At 70.7% G+C, this 21,031-nt stretch carries 20 protein-coding genes; 19 read left to right on the forward strand and 1 reads right to left on the reverse strand.

Annotation, left to right across the window (positions count from 1 at the left end):
* Positions 1-1,451 (reverse strand): NAD(P)/FAD-dependent oxidoreductase (locus G6031_RS00880; RefSeq protein ID WP_182652132.1); only part of this gene is annotated, 1,451 nt, incomplete at its 3' end.
* A 70-nt stretch (positions 1,452-1,521) separates the two neighbouring features.
* On the opposite strand from G6031_RS00880, the gene G6031_RS00885 reads away from it, so the two are divergent.
* The 19 genes from G6031_RS00885 (at position 1,522) to metK (ending at position 21,016) form a co-directional block, all read left to right on the forward strand.
* Positions 1,522-2,595 carry an AraC family transcriptional regulator gene (locus tag G6031_RS00885; RefSeq protein ID WP_182652133.1) on the forward strand — a complete coding sequence of 358 codons (1,074 nt, stop codon included), beginning with the start codon at positions 1,522-1,524 and terminating at the stop codon, positions 2,593-2,595.
* 38 nt (positions 2,596-2,633) lie between these two features.
* Positions 2,634-3,836, forward strand: coding sequence for a chorismate synthase (aroC, locus tag G6031_RS00890; protein WP_179526244.1), 1,203 nt, complete (start codon positions 2,634-2,636; stop codon positions 3,834-3,836).
* Positions 3,833-4,384: a shikimate kinase gene (locus G6031_RS00895; protein ID WP_182652134.1), complete on the forward strand. Its 552-nt coding sequence runs from the start codon at positions 3,833-3,835 to the stop codon at positions 4,382-4,384. Before aroC ends, G6031_RS00895 begins: the two co-directional genes overlap by 4 nt.
* Positions 4,385-4,440: 56 nt before the next feature.
* Positions 4,441-5,568, forward strand: coding sequence for a 3-dehydroquinate synthase (gene aroB / locus G6031_RS00900; RefSeq protein WP_182652135.1), 1,128 nt, complete (start codon positions 4,441-4,443; stop codon positions 5,566-5,568).
* The gene (locus tag G6031_RS00905; protein WP_179525357.1) at positions 5,565-6,665 is read left to right on the forward strand and encodes an aminopeptidase P family protein; all 1,101 of its coding nucleotides are present in this window, start codon (positions 5,565-5,567) and stop codon (positions 6,663-6,665) included. The genes aroB and G6031_RS00905 overlap by 4 nt, the downstream gene beginning before the upstream one ends.
* 74 nt (positions 6,666-6,739) lie before the next feature.
* A complete protein-coding gene (gene efp, locus G6031_RS00910) occupies positions 6,740-7,303 on the forward strand; it encodes an elongation factor P (protein ID WP_182610780.1) in 564 nt (187 codons plus the stop codon).
* A gap of 2 nt (positions 7,304-7,305) precedes the next feature.
* Positions 7,306-7,851, forward strand: a complete 546-nt coding sequence (gene nusB / locus G6031_RS00915; RefSeq protein WP_182652136.1) for a transcription antitermination factor NusB — start codon at positions 7,306-7,308, stop codon at positions 7,849-7,851.
* A gap of 68 nt (positions 7,852-7,919) precedes the next feature.
* Positions 7,920-8,510, forward strand: a complete 591-nt coding sequence (gene pyrR / locus G6031_RS00920) for a bifunctional pyr operon transcriptional regulator/uracil phosphoribosyltransferase PyrR (protein ID WP_182644418.1) — start codon at positions 7,920-7,922, stop codon at positions 8,508-8,510.
* Positions 8,507-9,448 (forward strand): aspartate carbamoyltransferase catalytic subunit, encoded by a 942-nt coding sequence (locus G6031_RS00925; RefSeq protein ID WP_179525353.1) that lies wholly within the window; start codon positions 8,507-8,509, stop codon positions 9,446-9,448. Before pyrR ends, G6031_RS00925 begins: the two co-directional genes overlap by 4 nt.
* The gene (locus G6031_RS00930; protein ID WP_182652137.1) at positions 9,445-10,761 is read left to right on the forward strand and encodes a dihydroorotase; all 1,317 of its coding nucleotides are present in this window, start codon (positions 9,445-9,447) and stop codon (positions 10,759-10,761) included. The genes G6031_RS00925 and G6031_RS00930 overlap by 4 nt, the downstream gene beginning before the upstream one ends.
* Positions 10,758-11,306 carry a hypothetical protein gene (locus G6031_RS00935; protein ID WP_182609398.1) on the forward strand — a complete coding sequence of 183 codons (549 nt, stop codon included), beginning with the start codon at positions 10,758-10,760 and terminating at the stop codon, positions 11,304-11,306. Before G6031_RS00930 ends, G6031_RS00935 begins: the two co-directional genes overlap by 4 nt.
* Complete coding sequence (gene carA, locus G6031_RS00940; protein ID WP_182638955.1) at positions 11,303-12,526, forward strand: glutamine-hydrolyzing carbamoyl-phosphate synthase small subunit; 1,224 nt, start codon at positions 11,303-11,305, stop codon at positions 12,524-12,526. Before G6031_RS00935 ends, carA begins: the two co-directional genes overlap by 4 nt.
* Positions 12,526-15,888 (forward strand): carbamoyl-phosphate synthase large subunit, encoded by a 3,363-nt coding sequence (gene carB, locus G6031_RS00945; protein ID WP_182638956.1) that lies wholly within the window; start codon positions 12,526-12,528, stop codon positions 15,886-15,888. The genes carA and carB overlap by 1 nt, the downstream gene beginning before the upstream one ends.
* Complete coding sequence (gene pyrF, locus G6031_RS00950) at positions 15,885-16,736, forward strand: orotidine-5'-phosphate decarboxylase (RefSeq protein WP_182609395.1); 852 nt, start codon at positions 15,885-15,887, stop codon at positions 16,734-16,736. The genes carB and pyrF overlap by 4 nt, the downstream gene beginning before the upstream one ends.
* Before the next feature lie 439 nt (positions 16,737-17,175).
* Positions 17,176-17,499 carry an integration host factor, actinobacterial type gene (mihF, locus tag G6031_RS00955; protein WP_007631925.1) on the forward strand — a complete coding sequence of 108 codons (324 nt, stop codon included), beginning with the start codon at positions 17,176-17,178 and terminating at the stop codon, positions 17,497-17,499.
* Between the two features lie 7 nt (positions 17,500-17,506).
* Complete coding sequence (gene gmk, locus G6031_RS00960) at positions 17,507-18,112, forward strand: guanylate kinase (RefSeq protein ID WP_182644420.1); 606 nt, start codon at positions 17,507-17,509, stop codon at positions 18,110-18,112.
* Positions 18,113-18,184: 72 nt separating this feature from the next.
* Positions 18,185-18,469, forward strand: a complete 285-nt coding sequence (rpoZ, locus tag G6031_RS00965) for a DNA-directed RNA polymerase subunit omega (RefSeq protein ID WP_107747549.1) — start codon at positions 18,185-18,187, stop codon at positions 18,467-18,469.
* On the forward strand, positions 18,466-19,746 hold the full coding sequence (coaBC, locus tag G6031_RS00970; protein ID WP_182652138.1) for a bifunctional phosphopantothenoylcysteine decarboxylase/phosphopantothenate--cysteine ligase CoaBC: 1,281 nt from the start codon (positions 18,466-18,468) through the stop codon (positions 19,744-19,746). Before rpoZ ends, coaBC begins: the two co-directional genes overlap by 4 nt.
* Before the next feature lie 58 nt (positions 19,747-19,804).
* Positions 19,805-21,016 (forward strand): methionine adenosyltransferase, encoded by a 1,212-nt coding sequence (gene metK, locus G6031_RS00975; RefSeq protein WP_179525345.1) that lies wholly within the window; start codon positions 19,805-19,807, stop codon positions 21,014-21,016.
* The last annotated feature ends 15 nt before the right edge of the window (positions 21,017-21,031 follow it).

A 21,031-nucleotide genomic window follows, 5' to 3' on the forward strand; every position in this document is an offset into this window, starting at 1 on the left:
CGGGTCCGGCGCTGGTACTCGTGGACCAACCCGGGCCAGTTGGTGGTGACCCTTCCGGAGTCCACCCTGTACCAGGAGTCGCACCCGCTCCAGACCGAGTCGTCGAGGCGTCGCAGGATCTCGGCGTCGTAGGCGTCGTCGACCTCACGTCGCACCTCGAGTGCCACGGGCCGCTCAGCCCGGGCCAGATCCTCGACGATCTGACGGATGTACCGGGCCTGCTGTTCCATCATGAGGATGATCGAGCTGCTGCCGAGGTTGGTGTTGGGGCCGTAGACCAGGAACATGTTGGGAAAGCCCGGGACGGCCATCCCGAGGTACGCCCGTGCGCCCTCGCGCCACTGCTCGTGCAGATCCCGGCCCCCGCGCCCCCGCACGGTGATGGGCGCGAGGAACTCGGTGGCCTTGAAGCCGGTGCCGTAGACGATGACGTCGGCGGGGTGCAGACGTCCGTCGGATGTGACGATCCCGTCGGGGACGACCTCGGCGACGCCGTCGGTCACCACGTCGACGTCCGGCTGGGCGAGCGCGCGGTACCACTCGTTGCTGAACAGCATCCGTTTGCACCCGATCGGTTCCGTGGGGGTGAGTGCGGCGCGCAACTCCGGGTCCCGGACGGTCAGCCTGAGGTTGGCCTTGGCCAGCCCGCTGAGGATCCGCGCCAGTGGACGAGCGGAGGTCAGGGCCAGGCCGATGGCCTCCGTGGTCTCCCAGATCGCCCCGCGCATCGCGGGGACGAGGCCGGGGACACGGGCGAACGCGGTGTGGTGCGCGTCGGTGTAGGCCCGGTCGGGCTTGGGAACCACCCACGGCGCCGAGCGCTGGTAGACCGTCACGTGGGACGCGGCCTCACGGATCCGGGGGACGAACTGGATCGCCGAGGCTCCGGTACCGAGCACCGCGACCCGCTTGCCGGTGAGATCCACATCGTGCCGCCACCGGGCGGAGTGGAACGAGGGGCCCGCGAAGGAGTCCAACCCGGGGATGTTCGGGTAGGCCGGCCTGGACAGCTGGCCGATCGCGGGGACCAGCACGTCAGCCTCGAACGACTCGCCGGAGGCGGTGAGCACCGTCCACGTGGCGGTGTCCTCGTCGAAGGTGGCCGAGGTCACCTCGATCCCCGTGCGCACCTTGTCCCGTAGGCCGTACCGGTCCGCCGTCTCGCGGATGTAGGACAGGATGTCCGGCTGCTCGGCGTAGCGGCGGCCCCAGTCCGTCTTGCGGTGGAACGAGTACGAGTACAGGTTCGACGGCACGTCACAGGCCGCTCCCGGGTAGGTGTTGTCCCGCCACACCCCGCCCACGTCGTCGGCCTTCTCCAGGATCGTCACGTCCGCGAGGTCGTCTCGGGTGAGTTCGTAGGCGGCGCCGAGGCCACCGAATCCGGCGCCGATGATGAGGACGCGCGGGCGCCGTCGGGTGCTGTTCGTGGGTGAGGCGGAGGAAGTCATGGTGCGACCGTATGGGGTCGGCCCGGCGTGGCCACAGACTTTCCCGGACGAATAACCCATAATTCCGGCCATGACCTCCTGGGACCGCCCCGCGGTAGCGCACTGGGACTTCCCGCGTTCTGCCACCGGGATCGGTGTGCTCGTCGAGGCCGGGGGCGCACTCGGCGTGGAGGCGGGGACCATCCTGCGCGGGGTCGGTCTCAGTCCCGCCGAGCTCGCGACCCCCGATCTGCTGGTGGCCCCGGCGCAGGAGCTCGCCGCGATCCGCAACCTGTGCGCCGCCGCGGGTGACCGCCCCGCGCTCGCCGCGGAAGTCGGGGCCGCCTATCGGTTGACGACCTTCGGGATCCTCGGATACGCCCTGTTGTCCAGCCCCACCCTCCGCGACGTGATCGCCATGACACTGCGCTTCATCGATCTGAGCTACATCTTCAGCGCGTTCGGTGTGGAGGCGACCGGCGACCGGATCGTCGTCCGGCTGGGGGGAGCCGCCCTCCCGGAGGACGTCCGCGAGTTCCTCGTGGATCGGGATCTCTTCGCGATCGACTCCGTTCTCCGGGACCTCGTCCCCGGCGGCCTGCCCTTCACCGAGGTCACGTTCGCCGGTGGGCGCACCGACGAGACCCTCGCCGCCTACGGCGAGCGGCTGGGCACGGTGCCGTCATCGCCCGGTGGTGGCGACGGGGTCACGGCGGTCTTCGACGCCGTCCACCTCGACCGACCCCTCCCGCAGGGCAGTGCCGGGGCGGTGGCCATGGCCGAGGCGCTCTGCCGGGACCTCGCCGCCACCCGCCGGACCCGCGGGCCGGTGAGCAGCCGTGTCCGCGTCGAGATCACCGGGAGTCTCTCCCAGGGGGCACCCATGCCCTCCGTGGCGGCCGCACTGGGGATGAGTCCCCGGACGCTGCGGAGGCGGCTGGCGGACGAGGGCACCTCGTACCAGCGCCTGCTGGGCGACGTCCGGGTCGAGTTGGCGGAGCGGATGCTGGCCACCGGTCTGCTCTCGGTCGAGGACGTCGCGATCCGCCTGGGATACGCCGAGGCGTCGAGCTTCATCCACGCGTTCCGGCGCCTCACCGGCACCACGCCACACCAGGCCTCCGTCGCCTCGCGGACCCGGACCTCGGCGGCGCCGCGGGCCTGATGTGCCGGGTGAGACCCGGACGTGGGATGATCGGCGGCGTGCTGAAGTGGACCACCGCCGGAGAATCGCATGGCCAGGCCCTAGTGACGATCGTCGAGGGCGTCATCGCGGGGGTCGAGGTGACGAGCGAGCAGATCGCCTCGCAGCTCGCCCGCCGCCGCCTGGGCTACGGCCGCGGCGCCCGGATGAAGTTCGAGGCCGACGCGGTGAGGGTGCTCGCGGGCGTCCGGCACGGTCGCACCATGGGCTCGCCCATCGCGATCGAGGTCGGTAACACCGAGTGGCCCAAGTGGGAACAGATCATGTCGGCGGATCCCGTCGAGCCCGACGCGATCGAGGACAAGGCCCGCGCGGCCGCGCTCACCCGACCGCGCCCGGGCCACGCCGACTTCGCCGGCATGTTGAAGTACGACTTCGACGACGCCCGGATGGTCCTGGAGCGCGCGAGCGCCCGCGAGACCGCTGCCAGGGTCGCCGCCGGGACGGTCGCCCGCGCGCTGCTGCGTGAGGTCCTGGGTGTCGAGGTCCTCTCGCACGTGATCTCGATCGGCGCCTCCGAGCCCTACACCGGACCCGAGCCCACGTTCGCCGACCTGCCGGCCATCGACGACAGTCCCGTGCGCGCGTTCGACGCGGCGAGCGGGGACCTGATGATCGCCGAGATCGAGGCCGCCAAGAAGGCCGGCGACACGCTCGGAGGCGTGGTCGAGGTGGTGGTCCACGGTCTGCCCATCGGACTCGGTTCGCACGTGTCCGGCGAGGAGCGCCTCGACGCCCAACTGGCGGGGGCCCTCATGGGGATCCAGGCGATCAAGGGGGTCGAGGTCGGCGACGGTTTCGAGACCGCCCGTCGACGGGGAAGCGTGGCGCACGACGAGATGGTGCGCGGAGCGGACGGAGTGGGACGTCGGAGCAACCGTGCCGGTGGACTCGAAGGGGGGATGACCAACGGTCAGCCCCTCCGGGTCCGCGCCGCCATGAAGCCCATCTCCACCGTCCCCCGCGCGCTGAGCACGGTCGACATGGCCGACGGGTCGGGCGCCACCGCCATCCACCAGCGCTCCGACGTGTGCGCGGTCCCCGCTGCCGGAGTGGTCGCGGAATCGATGGTCGCGCTGGTCCTGGCACGGTCCGTCCTGCAGAAGTTCGGCGGGGACTCGGTGTCGGAGACCCGACGCAACGCGCAGGGCTACCTCGACGCCGTGGCGGCGAGACTGGACTGGGACTCGGATCCGGCATGAGCGACCCGGCACGGCCGGTCGCCGTCCTGGTGGGTCCGCCGGGTGCCGGCAAGACGACGATCGGACGCAAGCTCGCCCGGAGGCTCGACGTGCCGTTCCGTGACGCCGATCAGATGATCGAGGAGTCCGAAAGGCGGTCGATCCCCGAGATCTTCGCGGACGACGGTGAACCCGCGTTCCGCGCGATCGAGGAGAAGGTCGTGGGGGAGGCGCTCGCGTCCTTCGACGGTGTCCTGTCGCTGGGGGGCGGGGCGGTGCTCTCGGCCACCACCCGCGCACGGCTCCGTGGTCACCGCGTGATCCATCTGACGATCGGGGTGGCCGAGGGTGTTCGGCGGTCGCGCGGTCCGGGCCGTCCTCTCCTCGCGGGCGGGGACGCGACGGCGCGCTACCAGGCGTTGCTGACCGAGCGGTCACCGCTGTACCGCGAGGTGGCGTGGTCGACGGTGAGCACGGAACGCCGGAGTTCGGGCAAGGTGGTGACGGAGATCGTCGACAGGCTCGAGTCCGGTGACCCGCACGCCCGGGGCACAGGGGACCGATCGTGAGTCGGGCGAGAGACGGGTACGAGCGTGAGTAGTCGAGCGATGAGCGGGAGTCCATCATGAACCGAGACCGGAACGACACCGACCCCGTGGTGGTGGAGGTGCGGTCCGCCGATCCGTACCCGGTGGTGATCGGCCGTGGACTGCTGCCGGAGATCCTCGAGGCGTGTTCGACGTCGCGCAACCTGGCGATCTTCCACCAGCCTCCGTTGACCCAGACCGCCGAGGCCCTGCGCGAGCAGCTCGCCGAGGCCGGCGTCAACGCGCACCGCGTGGAGATCCCCGACGCCGAGGCCGGCAAGGATCTGGCAGTGGCGGGGTACTGCTGGGACGTCCTCGGCAAGATCGGGTTGGGCCGCAAGGACACCGTGGTGAGCCTGGGCGGCGGGGCGGCGACGGACCTCGCCGGCTTCGTGGCCGCCACCTGGATGCGCGGGGTCCGCGTGATCCACATCCCCACCACGCTGCTCGCGATGGTGGACGCCGCCGTCGGTGGTAAGACCGGGATCAACACCGACGCGGGCAAGAACCTGGTGGGCAGCTTCCACGAGCCGGCCGCCGTCTTCGTCGACACCGCGACACTCGAATCGGTTCCGCGCAACGAGCTGATCTCCGGGATGGCGGAGGTGGTCAAGTGCGGCTTCATCGCCGACCCCGCGATCCTCGATCTCATCGAGGCCGACCCGCAGGCGGCGCTCGACCCGACAGGGGAGACGATCTTCGAGCTCATCCGCCGGAGCATCCAGGTCAAGGCCGACGTGGTGGGCCGGGACCTCAGGGAGTCCGGTCCCCGGGAGAACCTCAACTACGGACACACCCTCGGCCACGCGGTCGAGCGGCGTGAGCAGTACCGCTGGCGGCACGGGGCGGCCGTGAGCGTGGGGATGTGCTTCGTGGCCGAGCTGGCCCGCCTGGCCGGTCGTCTGGACGACGCGACGGCCGACCGTCACGCGTCGATCCTGTCCTCTCTCGGCCTACCCACCGGATACCACGACGACGCGTTCCCGCGGTTGCTCGAGCTGATGGCGGGGGACAAGAAGAACCACTCCGGCTTCCTCCGGTTGGTGGTCCTCGACGGACTGGCCCGGCCGGCGCGCATGGAGGCCCCCGACCCGTCCCTGATGACGGCGGCCTACGCCGCGATCTCCGAGGGGAACAAGCCCAGCGGCGGCGGGGTCCTGCTGTGAACGACCGCCTGGCGGCCCGTCGACGTGCGGTCGCCTCCGCGACCGCCGAGGCGGGAGCCGGTGCGCTCCTGGTCACCGACCCACGGAACATCGCCTACCTCACCGGGTTCCGCGGATCCGGTGGGGCCGTCCTCGTGGAGGACGACGGCGAGGCGGTCCTGTGCACGGACTCGCGGTACGAGCTCCAGGTTGTCGAGCAGGCCCCTGATGTCGGGCACGTGATCTCGCGGGACTACGTCGCCGGGGTGCTCGGACGTCGCCGGGGTCCCGCGGACGCCCCGCTCGCGGTGGAGGCGGACGACCTGACCCTGTCCGCGGCGTCCGCCCTGCGCGGTGTTCTCGAGAAGATCGGGGCCGCCGGGACACAGGTCGTCGAGACCAGCGGGCTCGTGGAGCAGGTCAGGCGGGCGAAGGACCCGGTCGAGATCGGACTCATCGAGCGTGCCTGCCGGGTCGTGGACGAGTCATGGAACCATCTGCTGGCCCACGGCCTGCTCGCCGTGAACCGCAGCGAGCGGGAGGTCGCCGCGGATCTCGAACACGCGATGCGACGGGCCGGCTCCGACGGGGTGGCGTTCGACACCATCGTCGCCTCGGGCCCCAACGGTGCGCACCCGCACCATGTCCCGGGGGACAGGCTGCTCGCCGCCGGTGATCTCGTCGTGGTGGACTTCGGAGCGACGGTGTCGGGATACGCGTCCGACTGCACCCGCACCGTCGCCCTGGGCGGCGCTGCCGACCGACTCCTCGACGCCTACGAGGTCGTCAGACGCGCCCAGCTCGCCGGGGTGGCGGCGGTCCGGGCGGGACTGGCCTGCTCGGAGCTCGACGCGGTGAGTCGGGGCATCATCGCCGACGCCGGGTTCGACGGGTACTTCGGCCACTCGCTGGGACACGGGGTGGGGTTGGACGTCCATGAAGCGCCCGCGGTGTCGAGCAGGTCCGCGAGTACACTGTCCGACGGCGATGTGATCACCATCGAGCCGGGGATCTACCTCCCCGGCCTCGGAGGGATCCGAATCGAGGACACCGTGGCCGTCACCGGCGGGGGCGGTAGGTCCCTGACCACCACGTCGACGGCGCTCAGCGTGCTCTGAGCAGCCGTCCCACAGAACATGCGCGCGGCGCCGGTCCCCGGCCGCCCGCCGACGACTCGCGAAGGAGAACGACCATGGCGTCCACCGCCGACTTCAAGAACGGCCTCGTCCTCAAGGAGGAGGGCAACCTGTGGCAGATCCAGGAGTTCCAGCACGTCAAGCCGGGTAAGGGTCCCGCCTTCGTCCGCACCAAGATCAAGAACGTGGTCTCCGGCAAGATCGTCGACAAGACCTACAACGCCGGGGTCAAGGTGGAGACCGCCACGGTGGACCGCCGCGACATGACCTTCCTCTACCGCGACGGTGAGGACTACGTCCTCATGGACGAGAAGGACTTCGAGCAGATCAACGTCTCGCCCACCGTGATGGGGGACGGTGCCCGGTTCCTCCTCGAGAACACCAGCGTCCAGGTGTCGATGCACGAGGGCGTGGCGCTCTTCGCCGAGATGCCCGTCGCCGTCGACCTGGTGGTCCAGCACACCGACCCGGGCCTGCAGGGGGACCGGTCGACCGGCGGCACCAAGCCCGCCACCCTCGAGACCGGCGCCGAGGTCCACGTGCCGCTGTTCATCAACACGGGCGACAAGCTGCGGATCGACACCCGCGACGGCCGTTACCTCAGCCGGGTGAACGCCTGACCATGGCGGATGACGCAGAACACCGGCGCCGGGGATCGAGGTTCCGGGCCCGCAAGCGCGCGGTGGCCCTGCTGTTCGAGGCGGAGCTCCGGGACGCCGACGTGGTGGCGCTCGCCGAGGAACGCCGCCGGATGGGCGAGCAGTCGCAGGAATTCCACGACGTCGCCTCGTACACCATGGACATCGTCACGGGCGTGGCGGAGCGGTTGGACCGTCTCGACACCATGATCGCCGAGCACCTGCGGGAATGGACGCTCGATCGCCTCCCGGCAGTGGACCGTGCGGTGCTGCGCGCCGGGGCGTGGGAGCTGTTGTTCGGCACCGAGGACGTGGACTCGGCCATCGTGATCGACCAGTCGGTGCTGCTGGTCGCCGACCTGTCCGCCGAGAAGTCGGTGCCCTACGTCAACGCCGTCCTCGACCGCATCGCCGGGCTCGCCGAGCACATCCGGGCGGCCGAGCGCGCGGTGTCCTCGCTGGACCCGGCGCCGGCCGCAGACGTGTCGGAGGCCACCCCCGACCCGTCGGAGACCGGAACCGAGGACTGATAGAGTTCGGTCCGAAAGCTATCCCTTTAACGAGCCGTCCAGCGAGGCGGACAAGGAGGTGGTGATCGGTGAGCGCTGACGGTCCGGAGACGACCTCGGTTTCACTCTTCACGTCTGACGACGTCGCCAGGACGATATCCCGCCTGGCACACCAGATCATCGAACGCACGGCCGCGGACGCACCGGATTCGGGTCCGGTCGTCCTGCTCGGCATCCCCACCCGTGGTGTGCCGCTCGCGCACCGTCTGGCCGAGCGCATCAGGGAGTTCAGCGGAGCCGCCGTACACGCCGGTTCACTCGATGTGACCCTGTACCGCGACGACCTCGCCGGTGGCCCCCACCGCCCGATGAGCCCGACCACGGTCCCGGCCGAGGGCATCGACGGAGCGACCGTCATCCTGGTCGACGACGTCCTCTTCTCCGGGCGGACCATCCGGGCGGCATTCGACGCGCTGCGGGACCTCGGCAGGCCCGCCCGCGTCCAGCTCGCCGTCCTGGTCGACCGCGGGCACCGCGAACTCCCGATCCGCGCGGACTACGTCGGGAAGAACGTCCCCACCTCGCGCGAGGAGGGCGTCTCGGTGCGGCTCACGGAGACGGACGACGTCGACGCTGTGGTCCTCAGACGGCCGCGGCCGACACCGGAGGACGCCAGGTGAAGCATCTGCTCTCCGCCGCCGATCTGGACCGCGACGCGGCGCTGTCGATCCTGGACGAGGCCGGCCGTCTCAAGGAGACGCTCCTCGGGCGCGAGGTCCGCAAGCTGCCCACCCTCCGGGGCAAGACCGTCCTGACGGTGTTCTACGAGAACTCCACGCGCACGAGGGTCTCCTTCGAGACCGCCGGCAAGTGGATGAGTGCCGACGTCATCAACGTCTCCGCGAGCGCTTCCTCGGTGCAGAAGGGGGAGTCGCTGCGGGACACGGCCATGACACTGACCGCGGTCGGTGCGGACGCGCTCATCGTGCGTCATCCGGCTTCGGGGTCCGCCCTCCAGATCGCCGGCTGGGTCGCCCCCGGCGGTGTCGGGCCCTCGGTCATCAACGCCGGTGACGGCATGCACGAGCACCCGACCCAGGCGTTGCTGGACGCGATGACCATCCGCGAACGACTGGGGGGGATCGAGGGCCGCCGGGTGGTGATCGTCGGCGACATCCTGCACTCGCGGGTGGCCCGGTCGAACGCGCTGCTGCTGTCGACCCTCGGTGCCGAGGTCGTGTTGGTCGCGCCACCCACCCTGCTGCCGGTGGGGGTCGGGGACTGGCCGGTCCGGGCCTCGACCGACCTCGACGCCGAACTGCCCGGCGCGGACGCGGTGATGATGCTGCGGGTCCAGGCCGAGCGGATGAACGGAGGGTTCTTCCCGTCCGCCCGCGAGTACGCGGTGCGGTACGGCCTGGGGCCCGCCCGTGCGTCCCGGTTGCCCGAGAACGCGGTCGTCCTGCACCCCGGACCGATGGTCCGGGGGATGGAGATCGGGTTCGACACCGCCGACGCCCCGTCGTCAGCGATTCTCCAGCAGGTCACCAACGGCGTCCACGTACGCATGTCGGTCCTGCTCCACACCCTTGTCGGAACGGAAGGAAACCCCGAGTGAGCGCCCTCGAACCCCCGACCCTGCTGCTGCGCCGGGTCCGGCCCTACGGGGAGGGCGACCCCGTCGACGTGCTCGTCAGGGACGGGCTCGTCGCCGCGATCGGACCGGACGCCGGTGAGGATCTCCCTGACGACGTCGAGACCCACGACATGGCCGGCGCCGTCCTGCTCCCCGGGTTCGTCGACCTCCACACCCACCTGCGCGAGCCCGGACGGGAGGACACCGAGACGGTGGCCACCGGGTCGGCGGCGGCGGCGCGGGGCGGGTACACCGCGGTGTTCGCCATGGCCAACACCCAGCCTCCGCAGGACAACCAGACCGTCACCGACTCCGTGTGGCGGATCGGCCGGTCCGTGGGCCTGTGCGACATCCACCCGGTGGGAGCGGTCACCGTCGGACTCAAGGGGGAACAGCTCACCGAGATGGGTCAGATGGCCTCCGGCGAGGCCCGGGTCAGGGTCTTCTCCGACGACGGCATGTGCGTCTACGACCCGCTGGTGATGCGCCGCGCCCTCGAGTACTCGGCGGGACTCGGTGTGCTGATCGCACAGCACGCGGAGGAGCCACGCCTGACCAAGGGTGCGGTGGCGCACGAGGGGCCCACGGCCGCCCGCCTCGGACTCACCGGCTGGCCGCGTTCGGCGGAGGAGTCCATCGTGGCGCGCGACGCGATCCTGGCCCGGGACGCCGGCGCGCGGGTCCACATCTGCCACGCCTCCACCACGGGCACGGTCGAGCTGCTGAAGTGGGCGAAGGCGCAGGGGATCTCGATCACCGCGGAGGTCACCCCCCACCACCTGCTTCTCGACGACACGAGGCTCGAGACGTACGACGGGGTCTACCGGGTCAACCCGCCACTGCGCGAAGCCCACGACACCCTCGCCCTGCGTGACGCGCTCGTGTCGGGGGTGATCGACTGCGTCGCGACCGACCACGCCCCCCACGCCGCCCAGGAGAAGTGCTGCGAGTTCGCGGCCGCCCGCCCGGGCATGCTCGGGTTGGAGACGGCGTTGCCCATCGTGGCGGCCCTCCTGGTCGAGTCGGGGGAGATGAGCTGGCGCGATCTGGCCCGCGTCATGAGCACGCGGCCCGCCGAGATCGCCGGTCTCACCGACCAGGGGCGCCCGATCGAGGTCGGGGAGCCCGCCAACCTCGCCGTCGTCGATCCCGACTCCCCGTGGACCGTCGTCGGGGAGGAACTCGCAAGTCTGTCCGCCAACACCCCCTACGAGGGGATGACGTTCGCCGCCCGGGTCGTGGGCACCGTATACCGGGGCCGCATGACCAGCCGCGACGGAGAGGTACTCGCATGACACAGGACGTCTGGACCCTGGTGGGCGTGATCGTCGTCTTCCTCGGCCTGCTCGGGTTGATGGCATGGGGCTGGCGAAATCGCAGCCGCTCCCAGGCCGGCCTCTTCGACACGCTGCCGGAGGTTCCCGCCGAGACCGGTGACGTGGTGCTGGGACCGCTGACCGGCGTGTACATCGGCAGCACCGTGGCGGGTGACTGGCAAGCGAGGATCGCCCGGGCACCGCTCGGCCACCGCTCGGCCGCCACCCTCACCGCGTTCACCGGTGGACTCCGGCTCGACCTCGCCGACGCCACGGTGTGGATCCCCCGCGCCGACCTGGTGGACGTGCGACGCGCCTCCGCCCTCGCCAACAAGACCGTGCCCGGCGGCGGGATCCTCGTCGCCCGATGGCAGGTCGACGGCCACGACGGCCCCACCCTGATCGACTCCGGCTTCCGGGCCGACGACAAGGACTCGTACCCCCGCTGGGAGGCCCTGCGCGGCGACGCCGCACCGCCCACCCGGCCGGACACCCCCCGCTCCACCACCGAGGAGAACAAGTGACACCGCACAACGGAACCACCGTCGCACCGGGGGGCCGCGCGCCCGCCGCCCTCGTCCTCGAGGACGGCCGCATCCACCGCGGCACGGCGTTCGGGGCGACCGGGACCACCCTCGGGGAGGCCGTCTTCACCACGGGGATGTCGGGGTACCAGGAGACCCTCACCGACCCGTCCTACCACCGGCAGATCGTCGTCAGCACCGCTCCGCAGATCGGCAACACCGGGTGGAACGACGAGGACGGTGAGTCGCTGCTCGACGGCCGGAACGGCGGCGGTCGGATCTGGGTGTCGGGTCTGGTGATCCGGGACCTGTCACGCCGCGCCTCCAACCACCGGTCCGAGCGCACGCTCGAGGACGAGATGCTCGCCCAGGGCATCGTGGGGATCGCCGGGGTGGACACCCGGGCGGTCGTCCGCCACATCCGGGATCTCGGGGCGATGAAGGCCGGCATCTTCTCGGGTGAGGACCTGGTGGACGACGAGTCGATGCTCGCGACCGTCCGGGCCCAGGAACCCATGGCCGGGGCGTCGCTGGCCGAGGCCGTCTCGACCGACACCGCCTACGTCGTGGAGCCCGAGGGGCGGGCACGCCATTCCGTGGCGGCGCTCGACCTGGGCATCAAGACCAACACCCCCCGCATGCTCACCGCACGCGGCGTGCGGGTCCACGTGCTCCCGTCGGACGCGACCCTGCAGGACGTGCTCGACCTCGACGTGGACGGGGTGTTCCTGTCCAACGGCCCCGGGGACCCGGCCACCGCCGACGCCGCCGTGCACCTGACCAAAGAGGTCCTGAGCCAGGGGATCCCGTTCTTCGGGATCTGCTTCGGCAACCAGATCCTGGGCAGGGCGCTCGGGCTCGAGACCTACAAGATGAGGTTCGGCCACCGCGGGATCAACATCCCGGTGGTCGAGAAGGCGACCGGGAGGGTCGCCATCACCTCCCAGAACCACGGGTTCGCGCTCCGCGCCCCGGAGACCGAGACCTGGGAGACCCCCTGGGGTACCGCCACCGTCACGCACGTGTGCGCGAACGACGGGACCGTCGAGGGGGTCGCCCTCACCGACGGTTCCGCCTTCTCCGTCCAGTACCACCCCGAGGCCGCGGCGGGTCCCCGTGACGCCGCCGACCTCTTCGACCGCTTCGTCAGCCTGCTCGACTCAGCAACCGGTGACGCCGCCGACAACGGTTCCGCAGACTCCAGAAAGGGCTCGAACTGATGCCCCGCCGCACAGACATCAACCACGTCCTCGTGATCGGTTCCGGCCCGATCGTCATCGGTCAGGCCTGTGAGTTCGACTACTCCGGCACCCAGGCGTGCCGGGTGCTCCGCGCCGAGGGACTGCGCGTGACGCTGGTCAACTCCAACCCGGCCACGATCATGACCGACCCCGAGTTCGCCGACAGCACCTACGTCGAGCCGATCACACCCGAGTACATCGACAAGATCTTCGTCAAGGAGGCGGCGGACGGACACCCCGTCGACGCCGTCCTCGCCACGCTGGGCGGCCAGACGGCGCTCAACGCCGCCATGCAACTCGACGCGCAGGGGATCCTGACCAAGCACGGCGTGGAGCTGATCGGCGCCGACATCCCCGCGATCAACCGCGGTGAGGACCGTCAGACCTTCAAGGACATCGTCGCCAGCGTCGGCGGCGACTCGGCACGCAGCGCCGTCTGCCACACCATGGACGAGGTCCACGCGACCGTCTCCGAACTGGGTCTGCCCGTCGTGGTCCGGCCGTCGTTCACCATGGGCGGGCTCGGCTCCGGCCTGGCCTACACCACCGAGGACCTCGAGCGGATCGCCGGCGGCGGGCTGTCCGCCTCGCCCACCGCGAACGTCCTCATCGAGGAATCGATCCTCGGGTGGAAGGAGTATGAGCTGGAGCTCATGCGCGACAACAAGGACAACGTCGTGGTGGTGTGCTCGATCGAGAACGTCGACGCACTGGGCGTCCACACCGGCGACTCGGTCACCGTCGCCCCGTCGATGACACTGACGGACCGCGAGTACCAGGACATGCGCGACCTCGGCATCGCGATCATCCGCGAAGTCGGCGTGGACACGGGCGGTTGCAACATCCAGTTCGCCATCAACCCCGTCGACGGTCGCCTCGTGGTGATCGAGATGAACCCACGCGTCTCACGGTCCTCGGCGCTGGCGTCCAAGGCCACCGGGTTCCCCATCGCCAAGATCGCCGCCCGGCTCGCCATCGGCTACTCGCTCGACGAGATCACCAACGACATCACCGGCGAGACCCCGGCGTGCTTCGAACCGACCCTGGACTACGTGGTGGTCAAGGCCCCCCGCTTCGCGTTCGAGAAGTTCCCGGGTGCCGACGACACGCTCACCACCACCATGAAGTCGGTGGGCGAGGCGATGAGCCTGGGCCGCAACTATCGCGAGGCGCTGGGCAAGGTGATGCGCTCGCTGGAGACCAAGGCGGCCGGCTTCTGGACCCTGCCCGACGAGACGATCGCGCCCGGACGGTCGACCGACGTCGACGCCGTCCTCGCGGACCTCGTGCGCCCGACCGAGGGCCGGATGTACGACGTCGAGCTGGCGCTCCGCCTCGGCGCGACCGTCGAACAGGTCCACGAGGCCTCCGGGATCGACCCGTGGTTCCTCGAGGAGGTCGCCGCGCTGGTCGAGCTCCGTCAGGAGATCGTCGACGCACCGGTGGTCGACGAGGCGCTGCTGCGCCGCGCGAAGCACAACGGCCTGTCCGACGCCCAGATCGCGGCTCTGCGGCCCGAGTTCGCGGGCGCCGAGGGCGTCCGGCGTCTGCGTCACCGGCTCGGCGTGCGGCCCGTCTACAAGACCGTCGACACCTGCGCCGCGGAGTTCGAGGCCAAGACCCCGTACCACTACTCGACCTACGAACTCGACCCCGCGGCCGAGTCCGAGGTCGCCGCCCAGACGGAGCGCGAGAAGGTCATCATCCTGGGCTCCGGACCCAACCGGATCGGGCAGGGCATCGAGTTCGACTACTCGTGCGTCCACGCCGCGCTCACGTTGTCCGAGGCCGGGTACGAGACCGTGATGGTCAACTGCAACCCGGAGACCGTCTCGACCGACTACGATACGGCGGACCGTCTGTACTTCGAGCCGCTGACGTTCGAGGACGTCATGGAGGTCTACCACGCCGAGTCCGGGTCGGGAACCGTCGCTGGAGTCCTCGTCCAGCTCGGCGGCCAGACCCCGCTCGGCCTGGCGGCACAGCTGGAGGAGGCCGGCGTCCCGATCGTGGGGACCAGCCCGTCGGCCATCGACCTCGCTGAGGACCGGCGCGAGTTCGGCGAGGTCCTGGTGAGGGCCGGTCTGCCCGCACCCGCGTTCGGGACGGCCATCAACGCCACGGAGGCCACGGAGATCGCGGCGCGCATCGGCTACCCCGTGCTCGTCCGACCCTCGTACGTGCTGGGCGGGCGGGGGATGGAGATCGTGTACGACGAGTCGTCGCTGCGGTCGTACATCGAGCGCGCCACCGAGATCAGCCCGGACCGCCCGGTCCTGGTCGACCGCTTCCTCGACGACGCGGTCGAGATCGACGTCGACGTGTTGTGCGACGGCACCGAGGTCTACCTGGGTGGCGTCATGGAGCACATCGAGGAGGCCGGCATCCACTCCGGGGACTCCGCGTGCGCCCTCCCGCCCATCACCCTGGGGCAGGACGACATCGACCGCGTCCGCCGCTCCAGTGAGGCACTGGCGTTCGGCATCGGCGTCAAGGGACTGATGAACGTCCAGTACGCGATCAAGGACGACGTCCTGTACGTGCTCGAGGCGAACCCCCGCGCCAGCCGCACCGTGCCGTTCGTCTCCAAGGCGACCGGCGTGCACCTCGCCAAGGCGTGTGCCCGCATCATGATGGGTGAGACGATCGCCGAGCTCAAGGCCGAGGGGCTCCTCCCGTCCGACCGGGACGGCGGTTCGCTCCCGGCGGACGCGCCGGTCGCCGTCAAGGAGGCGGTCCTCCCGTTCAACCGTTTCCGCACCCCCGAGGGCAACCCCGTCGACTCGCTGCTCAGCCCGGAGATGAAGTCGACCGGTGAGGTCATGGGCATCGGCCCCAACTTCGCCGTCGCCTTCGCCAAGGGCCAGCTCGCGGCCGAGGGCGTCCTCCCGACGTCCGGGACCGTGTTCGTCTCGGTCGCGAACCGGGACAAGCGGTCCATGGTGTTCCCGGCACAGCGCCTCGCCGCGCTCGGGTTCACGGTCCTGGCCACCGAGGGCACCGCGCTCATGCTCCGGCGCTACGGGATCGCGTGCGAGACCGTGGCGAAGCTGACCGAGGCCGGGGGAGGGCCGGTCGACGAGCAGGGCGACCCGGTCCGGACGATCGTCGACCGGATCAACGCCGACGAGGTCGACCTGATCCTCAACATCGCCTCGTCCACCGGGGGGACCCGCGCCGACGGGCACGAGATTCGCTCGGCCGCTATCACCCGGAGGGTCCCGTGTATCACCACCGTCCAGGGCGCGACGGCGGCGGTGCACGGCATCGAGGCCATCCGGCGCGGTGACGTCACGGTGAGCCCCCTCCAGGAGTTGCACAGCGGGTTCGCCGCCCGATGACCGGGGGCGCACCCCGAGACCCGTTCGGTGCGCGGCTGCGGTCCGCCGTCTCCGCACGCGGGAACCTCTGCGTGGGGATCGATCCCCACCCGGCGCTCCTCGAGTCCTGGGGGCTGGGAGTGGACGCCGCCGGGGTCCGCGAGTTCTCCCGCCGGTCCCTGGAGGCGTTCGGGGATCTCGTGCCGGCGGTCAAGCCCCAGGTGGCGTTCTTCGAGGAGCACGGTTCCGCGGGCTTCGCGGTCCTCGAGGAGGTCCTGACGTCGATCGCCGAGTCGGGAGCGCTGTCGATCGCCGACGCCAAGCGCGGGGACATCGGATCCACCATGGCCGGGTACGCCCGGGCCTGGTTGGCCGCGGACTCACCACTGGCCTGCGACGCCCTGACCGTGTCCCCGTACCTGGGGGTGGGCTCGCTCGAGGCCGCCTTCGACACCGCATCGGCGAACAACCGCGGGCTGTTCGTGTTGGCCCGCACCTCCAACCCTGAGGCGGGGGGCCTGCAGGCGGCCACGGGCCCCTCCGGAACGGTCGCGCAGTCGGTCGTGGACGAGGTGGGCCACCGGAACGCCGCATCGGGGCCCGGCACGCCGGGCCCGTTCGGTGTCGTCGTGGGCGCGACGGTCGCCGACCCGCCCCGACTGGACGGTCTCCGCGGCCCGGTCCTCATGCCGGGAGTGGGGGAGCAGGGGGGGACGCTCGCGGACGTCCGGAGGATCGCCGGGCCCGCGTTGGCCCACACCCTCGTCAACGTCTCCCGGCACGTCCTGCGGTCGGGCCCGGACGTCGGGGCGATGCGTGCGGTGGTCCGCGATCTGGCCCGTACCTACCGTTTCGTCGGGTCCGCCTGAGGGGTCCGGCACCCCGGCGGAGTGCTGGCGTCACACGGGACGGCTGGCGTCACAGGGGCCACGTCGCCGGGAGCAGACGCCGTGACCCGGTCGCCCCATTTAGGGCGGTTCGGTTCGCGGGAGCACGCGACCGGCGTTAGTCTTCTCCTCACCTCACACGTCAATCCGCAGTTCAGGCGGGGTGCCACGCCGGGCCCCGCGCGACGACAAGGCCATTCGGCCGCGTACTGTTGCTGAGGTCATCAGGCCCGACGCCGTGCCGGTCTCCCGCGAGGGGGGCGGAATCGCCCGGGTACGGTGAGCACGAGGGAGCGCCCGCTCCCGGCACGAGCCGCAGCCCGCGGACGCGCCGGGGTCGGTCACCGCACACCACACGTGGATGTCCTACGGTGGACACCCGCGTGAGTCATGAGACACACACGAACGAGACGGAGGAATTGTGGCCCTTCCCCAGTTGACCGATGAGCAGCGTGCAGCTGCTCTGGAGAAGGCGGCTGCCGCCCGTCGCGCCCGGGCTGAGCTCAAGGAGCGCCTGAAGCGTGGTGGCACCGACCTCAAGCAGGTGCTCAAGGATGCCGAGAGCGACGAGATCCTCGGCAAGATGAAGGTCTCGGCGCTGCTCGAGGCCCTGCCCAAGGTCGGTAAGGTCAAGGCTCAGGAGATCATGACCGAGCTGGAGATCGCACCGACGCGTCGCCTGCGTGGTCTCGGAGACCGCCAGCGCCGCGCACTGCTCGAGCGGTTCGACTTCACGGTCGACTGATCGACGCATGAACACACCGTCATCCGGGGTCTCGTCCCCGGAAGCGACGGCGAAGAGGGGCCGGCTGATCGTCTTGGCCGGCCCCTCCGCCGTCGGCAAGTCAACCGTCGTGGCACGGCTGCGTGACCGCGTGCCGGACCTCTACTTCAGCGTCTCCATGACCACCCGGGACCCGCGTCCCGGGGAGGTCGACGGGCGCGACTACCACTTCGTCAGCACCGAGGAGTTCCGCGAGGCCGTCGACCAGGGGCGGATGCTCGAGTGGGCCGAGATCCACCGGGGCCTCCAGCTCTCGGGCACCCCGGCCGACCCGGTCCGCCGCGCCCTCGAGGAGGGCCGGCCGGTCCTCATCGAGGTCGACCTCGCCGGCGTCCGGCAGATCCGTGAGTCCATCCCCGAGGGACGTACCGTGTTCCTGTCCCCGCCGTCGTGGGAGGAACTCGAGGTCCGTCTCCGCGGCCGGGGTACCGAACCGCACGAGGTCGTCACCCGCAGGCTCGAGACGGCGAAGGTCGAGATGGACGCCCGCGGGGAGTTCGACGAGGTCGTCGTCAACGACGAACTCGAGGTCGCGGTCGACGAGTTGGTATCATTGCTGGTCGGCCAAGACTGACGCCGAATCCGACGCGAGAGCACCACCCCAGGCCAGAGCACCACCCAGGCTGTACCCAGAGGAGAACCCATAGTGGCCACCATCGAAGCCGCAGCGGCAGCCCCGTTGTACGACACCCCGATCGGCATCACCAACCCCCCGATCGACGAGCTCCTCGAGCGGGCGTCCTCCAAGTACGCCCTGGTGATCTTCGCCGCCAAGCGCGCCCGGCAGATCAACTCGTACTACAACCAGATCGAGGAGGGCATCCTCGAGTACGTCGGTCCCCTGGTCGACCCCGGTCTGCATGAGAAGCCGCTGACGATCGCGCTGCGCGAGCTCCATTCCGACCTGCTCGACTGCGCCGAGGGAGAGTGACCCACTCCGGGGGCGACGTGCGGCGCACGCGCGTCGTCGTCGGGGTCGGCGGCGGAATCGCCGCCTATAAGGCCTGTGGCCTGATCAGGCTCCTCACGGAGTCCGGGTGCCACGTCGACGTGGTCCCCACCGAGGCGGCCCTGCGGTTCGTCGGGTCCGCCACCTTCGAGGCACTGTCGGGGAACCCGGTCTCCACCGGGGTGTTCTCGGACGTGCCGTCGGTCCGCCACGTCGCCCTCGGGCAGCGGGCGGACCTCGTCGTGGTCGCCCCCGCGACGGCCGATCTGCTCGCGCGGGTCGCCTCCGGGCGCGCGGACGACCTGCTCACCTCCACTCTTCTGACCGCGCGGTGCCCCGTGCTGCTCGCGCCGGCGATGCACACCGAGATGTGGGAGCACCCGGCGACGAGGCGCAACGTCGACACCCTCCGGGGCGACGGCGTGCACGTCATGCCGCCCGCATCCGGGAGACTCACCGGGGCCGACACCGGCGCCGGCCGCCTGCCCGAGCCGGCCGATATCGCGCGCCTCGCGAGACTGCTGCTCGACGGCGGCGGCCTCCCGTGGGACCTGGCCGGCAAGCGGGTCGTGGTGACGTCCGGTGGTACCCGCGAGGAGATCGATCCGGTGCGGTTCCTCGGCAACCGCAGTTCCGGGAAGCAGGGGCACGCGATCGCCGCCGTCGCGGCGGCGAGGGGAGCGAGGGTCACGCTCGTCACCTCCTCCGACCTGCCGGTGCCGGCGGCCGTGGAGGCGATCCACATCGACTCCGCTCGCGAGCTACGCGACGCCACCTTCGCCGCCGCGGCCGAGGCGGACGTGGTCATCAAGGCCGCGGCGGTGGCCGACTTCCGCCCGACGGACGTGTCGTCCTCCAAGCTCAAGAAGGGCACCGGATCCGAACCGGCCGAGATCCGGTTGGAACGCAATCCGGACATCCTCGCCGAGCTCGTCGCGGGCCGCGGGTCCGGGGACGTCCCCGCGGACTGCGTCCTGGTCGGGTTCGCCGCCGAGACCGGCGACTCCTCGGGATCGGTCCTCGACCACGGCCGGGCGAAGCTCGCCCGGAAGGGGTGCGACCTCCTCGTCGTCAACGAGGTCGCTCGCGGCACCACTTTCGGGCAGGACGTCAACGGCGGGTGGATCCTGGACGCCGCGGGCGGGGAGACGCCGGTGGACAGGGCGAGCAAAGATCTCCTGGCCAGCCGGATCCTCGACGCCGTGGTGTCCCGGGCCGCGGCCCCATCCGCGCGAACCACCACGGACCGCACCGACTAGTCTGTCCCCACGCGATCGACCGATCACACGCATCCGGCACCAGGAAGAGAGAACCACTGTGACGCAGGCACGTCGGCTGTTCACCAGCGAGTCCGTGACCGAGGGGCATCCGGACAAGATCTGTGACGCGATCTCGGACGCCATCCTGGACGCGATGCTGACGCAGGACCCCGAAGCCCGTGTCGCCGTGGAGACCATGGTGACCACCGGGATGGTGCACGTGGCCGGCGAGGTCAAGACGAGCGGCTACGTGGAGATCCCGCAGCTCATCCGCGAGAAGATCGTGGAGATCGGATACGACTCCTCCGACAAGGGTTTCGACGGCGTCTCCTGTGGTGTGTCGATCTCGATCGGGCAGCAGTCCCCCGAGATCGCCCAGGGCGTGGACACGTCGCACGAGGCACGGACCTCCGCCGACCCGGTCGAGGACGCGATCGCCCGACAGGGCGCCGGCGACCAGGGCCTGATGTTCGGTTACGCGTGCTCGGACACCCCTGAGCTCATGCCGCTGCCCATCGCTCTGGCACACCGCCTGTCACGCCGGCTGACCGAGGTCCGCAAGGACGGCACGTTGGCCTACCTGCGCCCGGACGGCAAGACCCAGGTGACCATCGAGTACGACGGCGACCGCGCGGTACGCCTGGACACGATCGTCATCTCGACGCAGCACGCACCCGAGATCGATCTGGAGACGACGCTGCGCGACGACCTCACCGAGCACGTCATCGGGCCGGTCCTCGCCGAGGCCGCGGCCGGTATCGAGACCGGCGATTTCCGCCTCCTGGTCAACCCGACCGGACGGTTCGTGCTCGGCGGCCCGATGGGCGACGCCGGCCTGACCGGACGCAAGATCATCGTCGACACCTACGGCGGCATGGCCCGCCACGGAGGCGGCGCGTTCTCCGGAAAGGACCCGTCCAAGGTCGACCGCTCCGCGGCGTACGCCATGCGGTGGGTCGCCAAGAACATCGTCGCCGCCGGCCTCGCCGAGCGGGTCGAGGTCCAGGTCGCCTACGCCATCGGCAAGGCCGCCCCGGTCGGGCTGTTCGTCGAGGCGTTCGGGACCGAGAAGGTCGACATCGCGGCCCTGCAGGAGGCCGTCACCGAGGTGTTCGACCTGCGTCCCGGCGCGATCATCCGCGACCTGGACCTCAAGCGTCCGATCTACGCCGGGACGGCCGCCTACGGGCACTTCGGCCGGACCGATCTGGACCTCCCCTGGGAGAGGACCGACCGCGTCGACGAACTCAAGCGGGCCGTCGGGCACTGACGACCGTCCCGGTTG

Origin of the sequence: Dietzia sp. CQ4, from assembly GCF_014145125.1 — a bacterium.
GTDB lineage: Bacteria > Actinomycetota > Actinomycetes > Mycobacteriales > Mycobacteriaceae > Dietzia > Dietzia natronolimnaea.

What these genes read in the sequence shown, in the direction of transcription:
- G6031_RS00885 (WP_182652133.1), top strand. Translation starts at nt 1,522, where the DNA reads ATGACCTCCTGGGACCGCCCCGCGGTAGCGCACTGGGACTTCCCGCGT.
- G6031_RS00895 (WP_182652134.1), top strand. Translation starts at nt 3,833, where the DNA reads ATGAGCGACCCGGCACGGCCGGTCGCCGTCCTGGTGGGTCCGCCGGGT.
- aroB (WP_182652135.1), top strand. Translation starts at nt 4,441, where the DNA reads ATGAACCGAGACCGGAACGACACCGACCCCGTGGTGGTGGAGGTGCGG.
- efp (WP_182610780.1), top strand. Translation starts at nt 6,740, where the DNA reads ATGGCGTCCACCGCCGACTTCAAGAACGGCCTCGTCCTCAAGGAGGAG.
- nusB (WP_182652136.1), top strand. Translation starts at nt 7,306, where the DNA reads ATGGCGGATGACGCAGAACACCGGCGCCGGGGATCGAGGTTCCGGGCC.
- G6031_RS00935 (WP_182609398.1), top strand. Translation starts at nt 10,758, where the DNA reads ATGACACAGGACGTCTGGACCCTGGTGGGCGTGATCGTCGTCTTCCTC.
- carB (WP_182638956.1), top strand. Translation starts at nt 12,526, where the DNA reads ATGCCCCGCCGCACAGACATCAACCACGTCCTCGTGATCGGTTCCGGC.
- pyrF (WP_182609395.1), top strand. Translation starts at nt 15,885, where the DNA reads ATGACCGGGGGCGCACCCCGAGACCCGTTCGGTGCGCGGCTGCGGTCC.
- gmk (WP_182644420.1), top strand. Translation starts at nt 17,507, where the DNA reads ATGAACACACCGTCATCCGGGGTCTCGTCCCCGGAAGCGACGGCGAAG.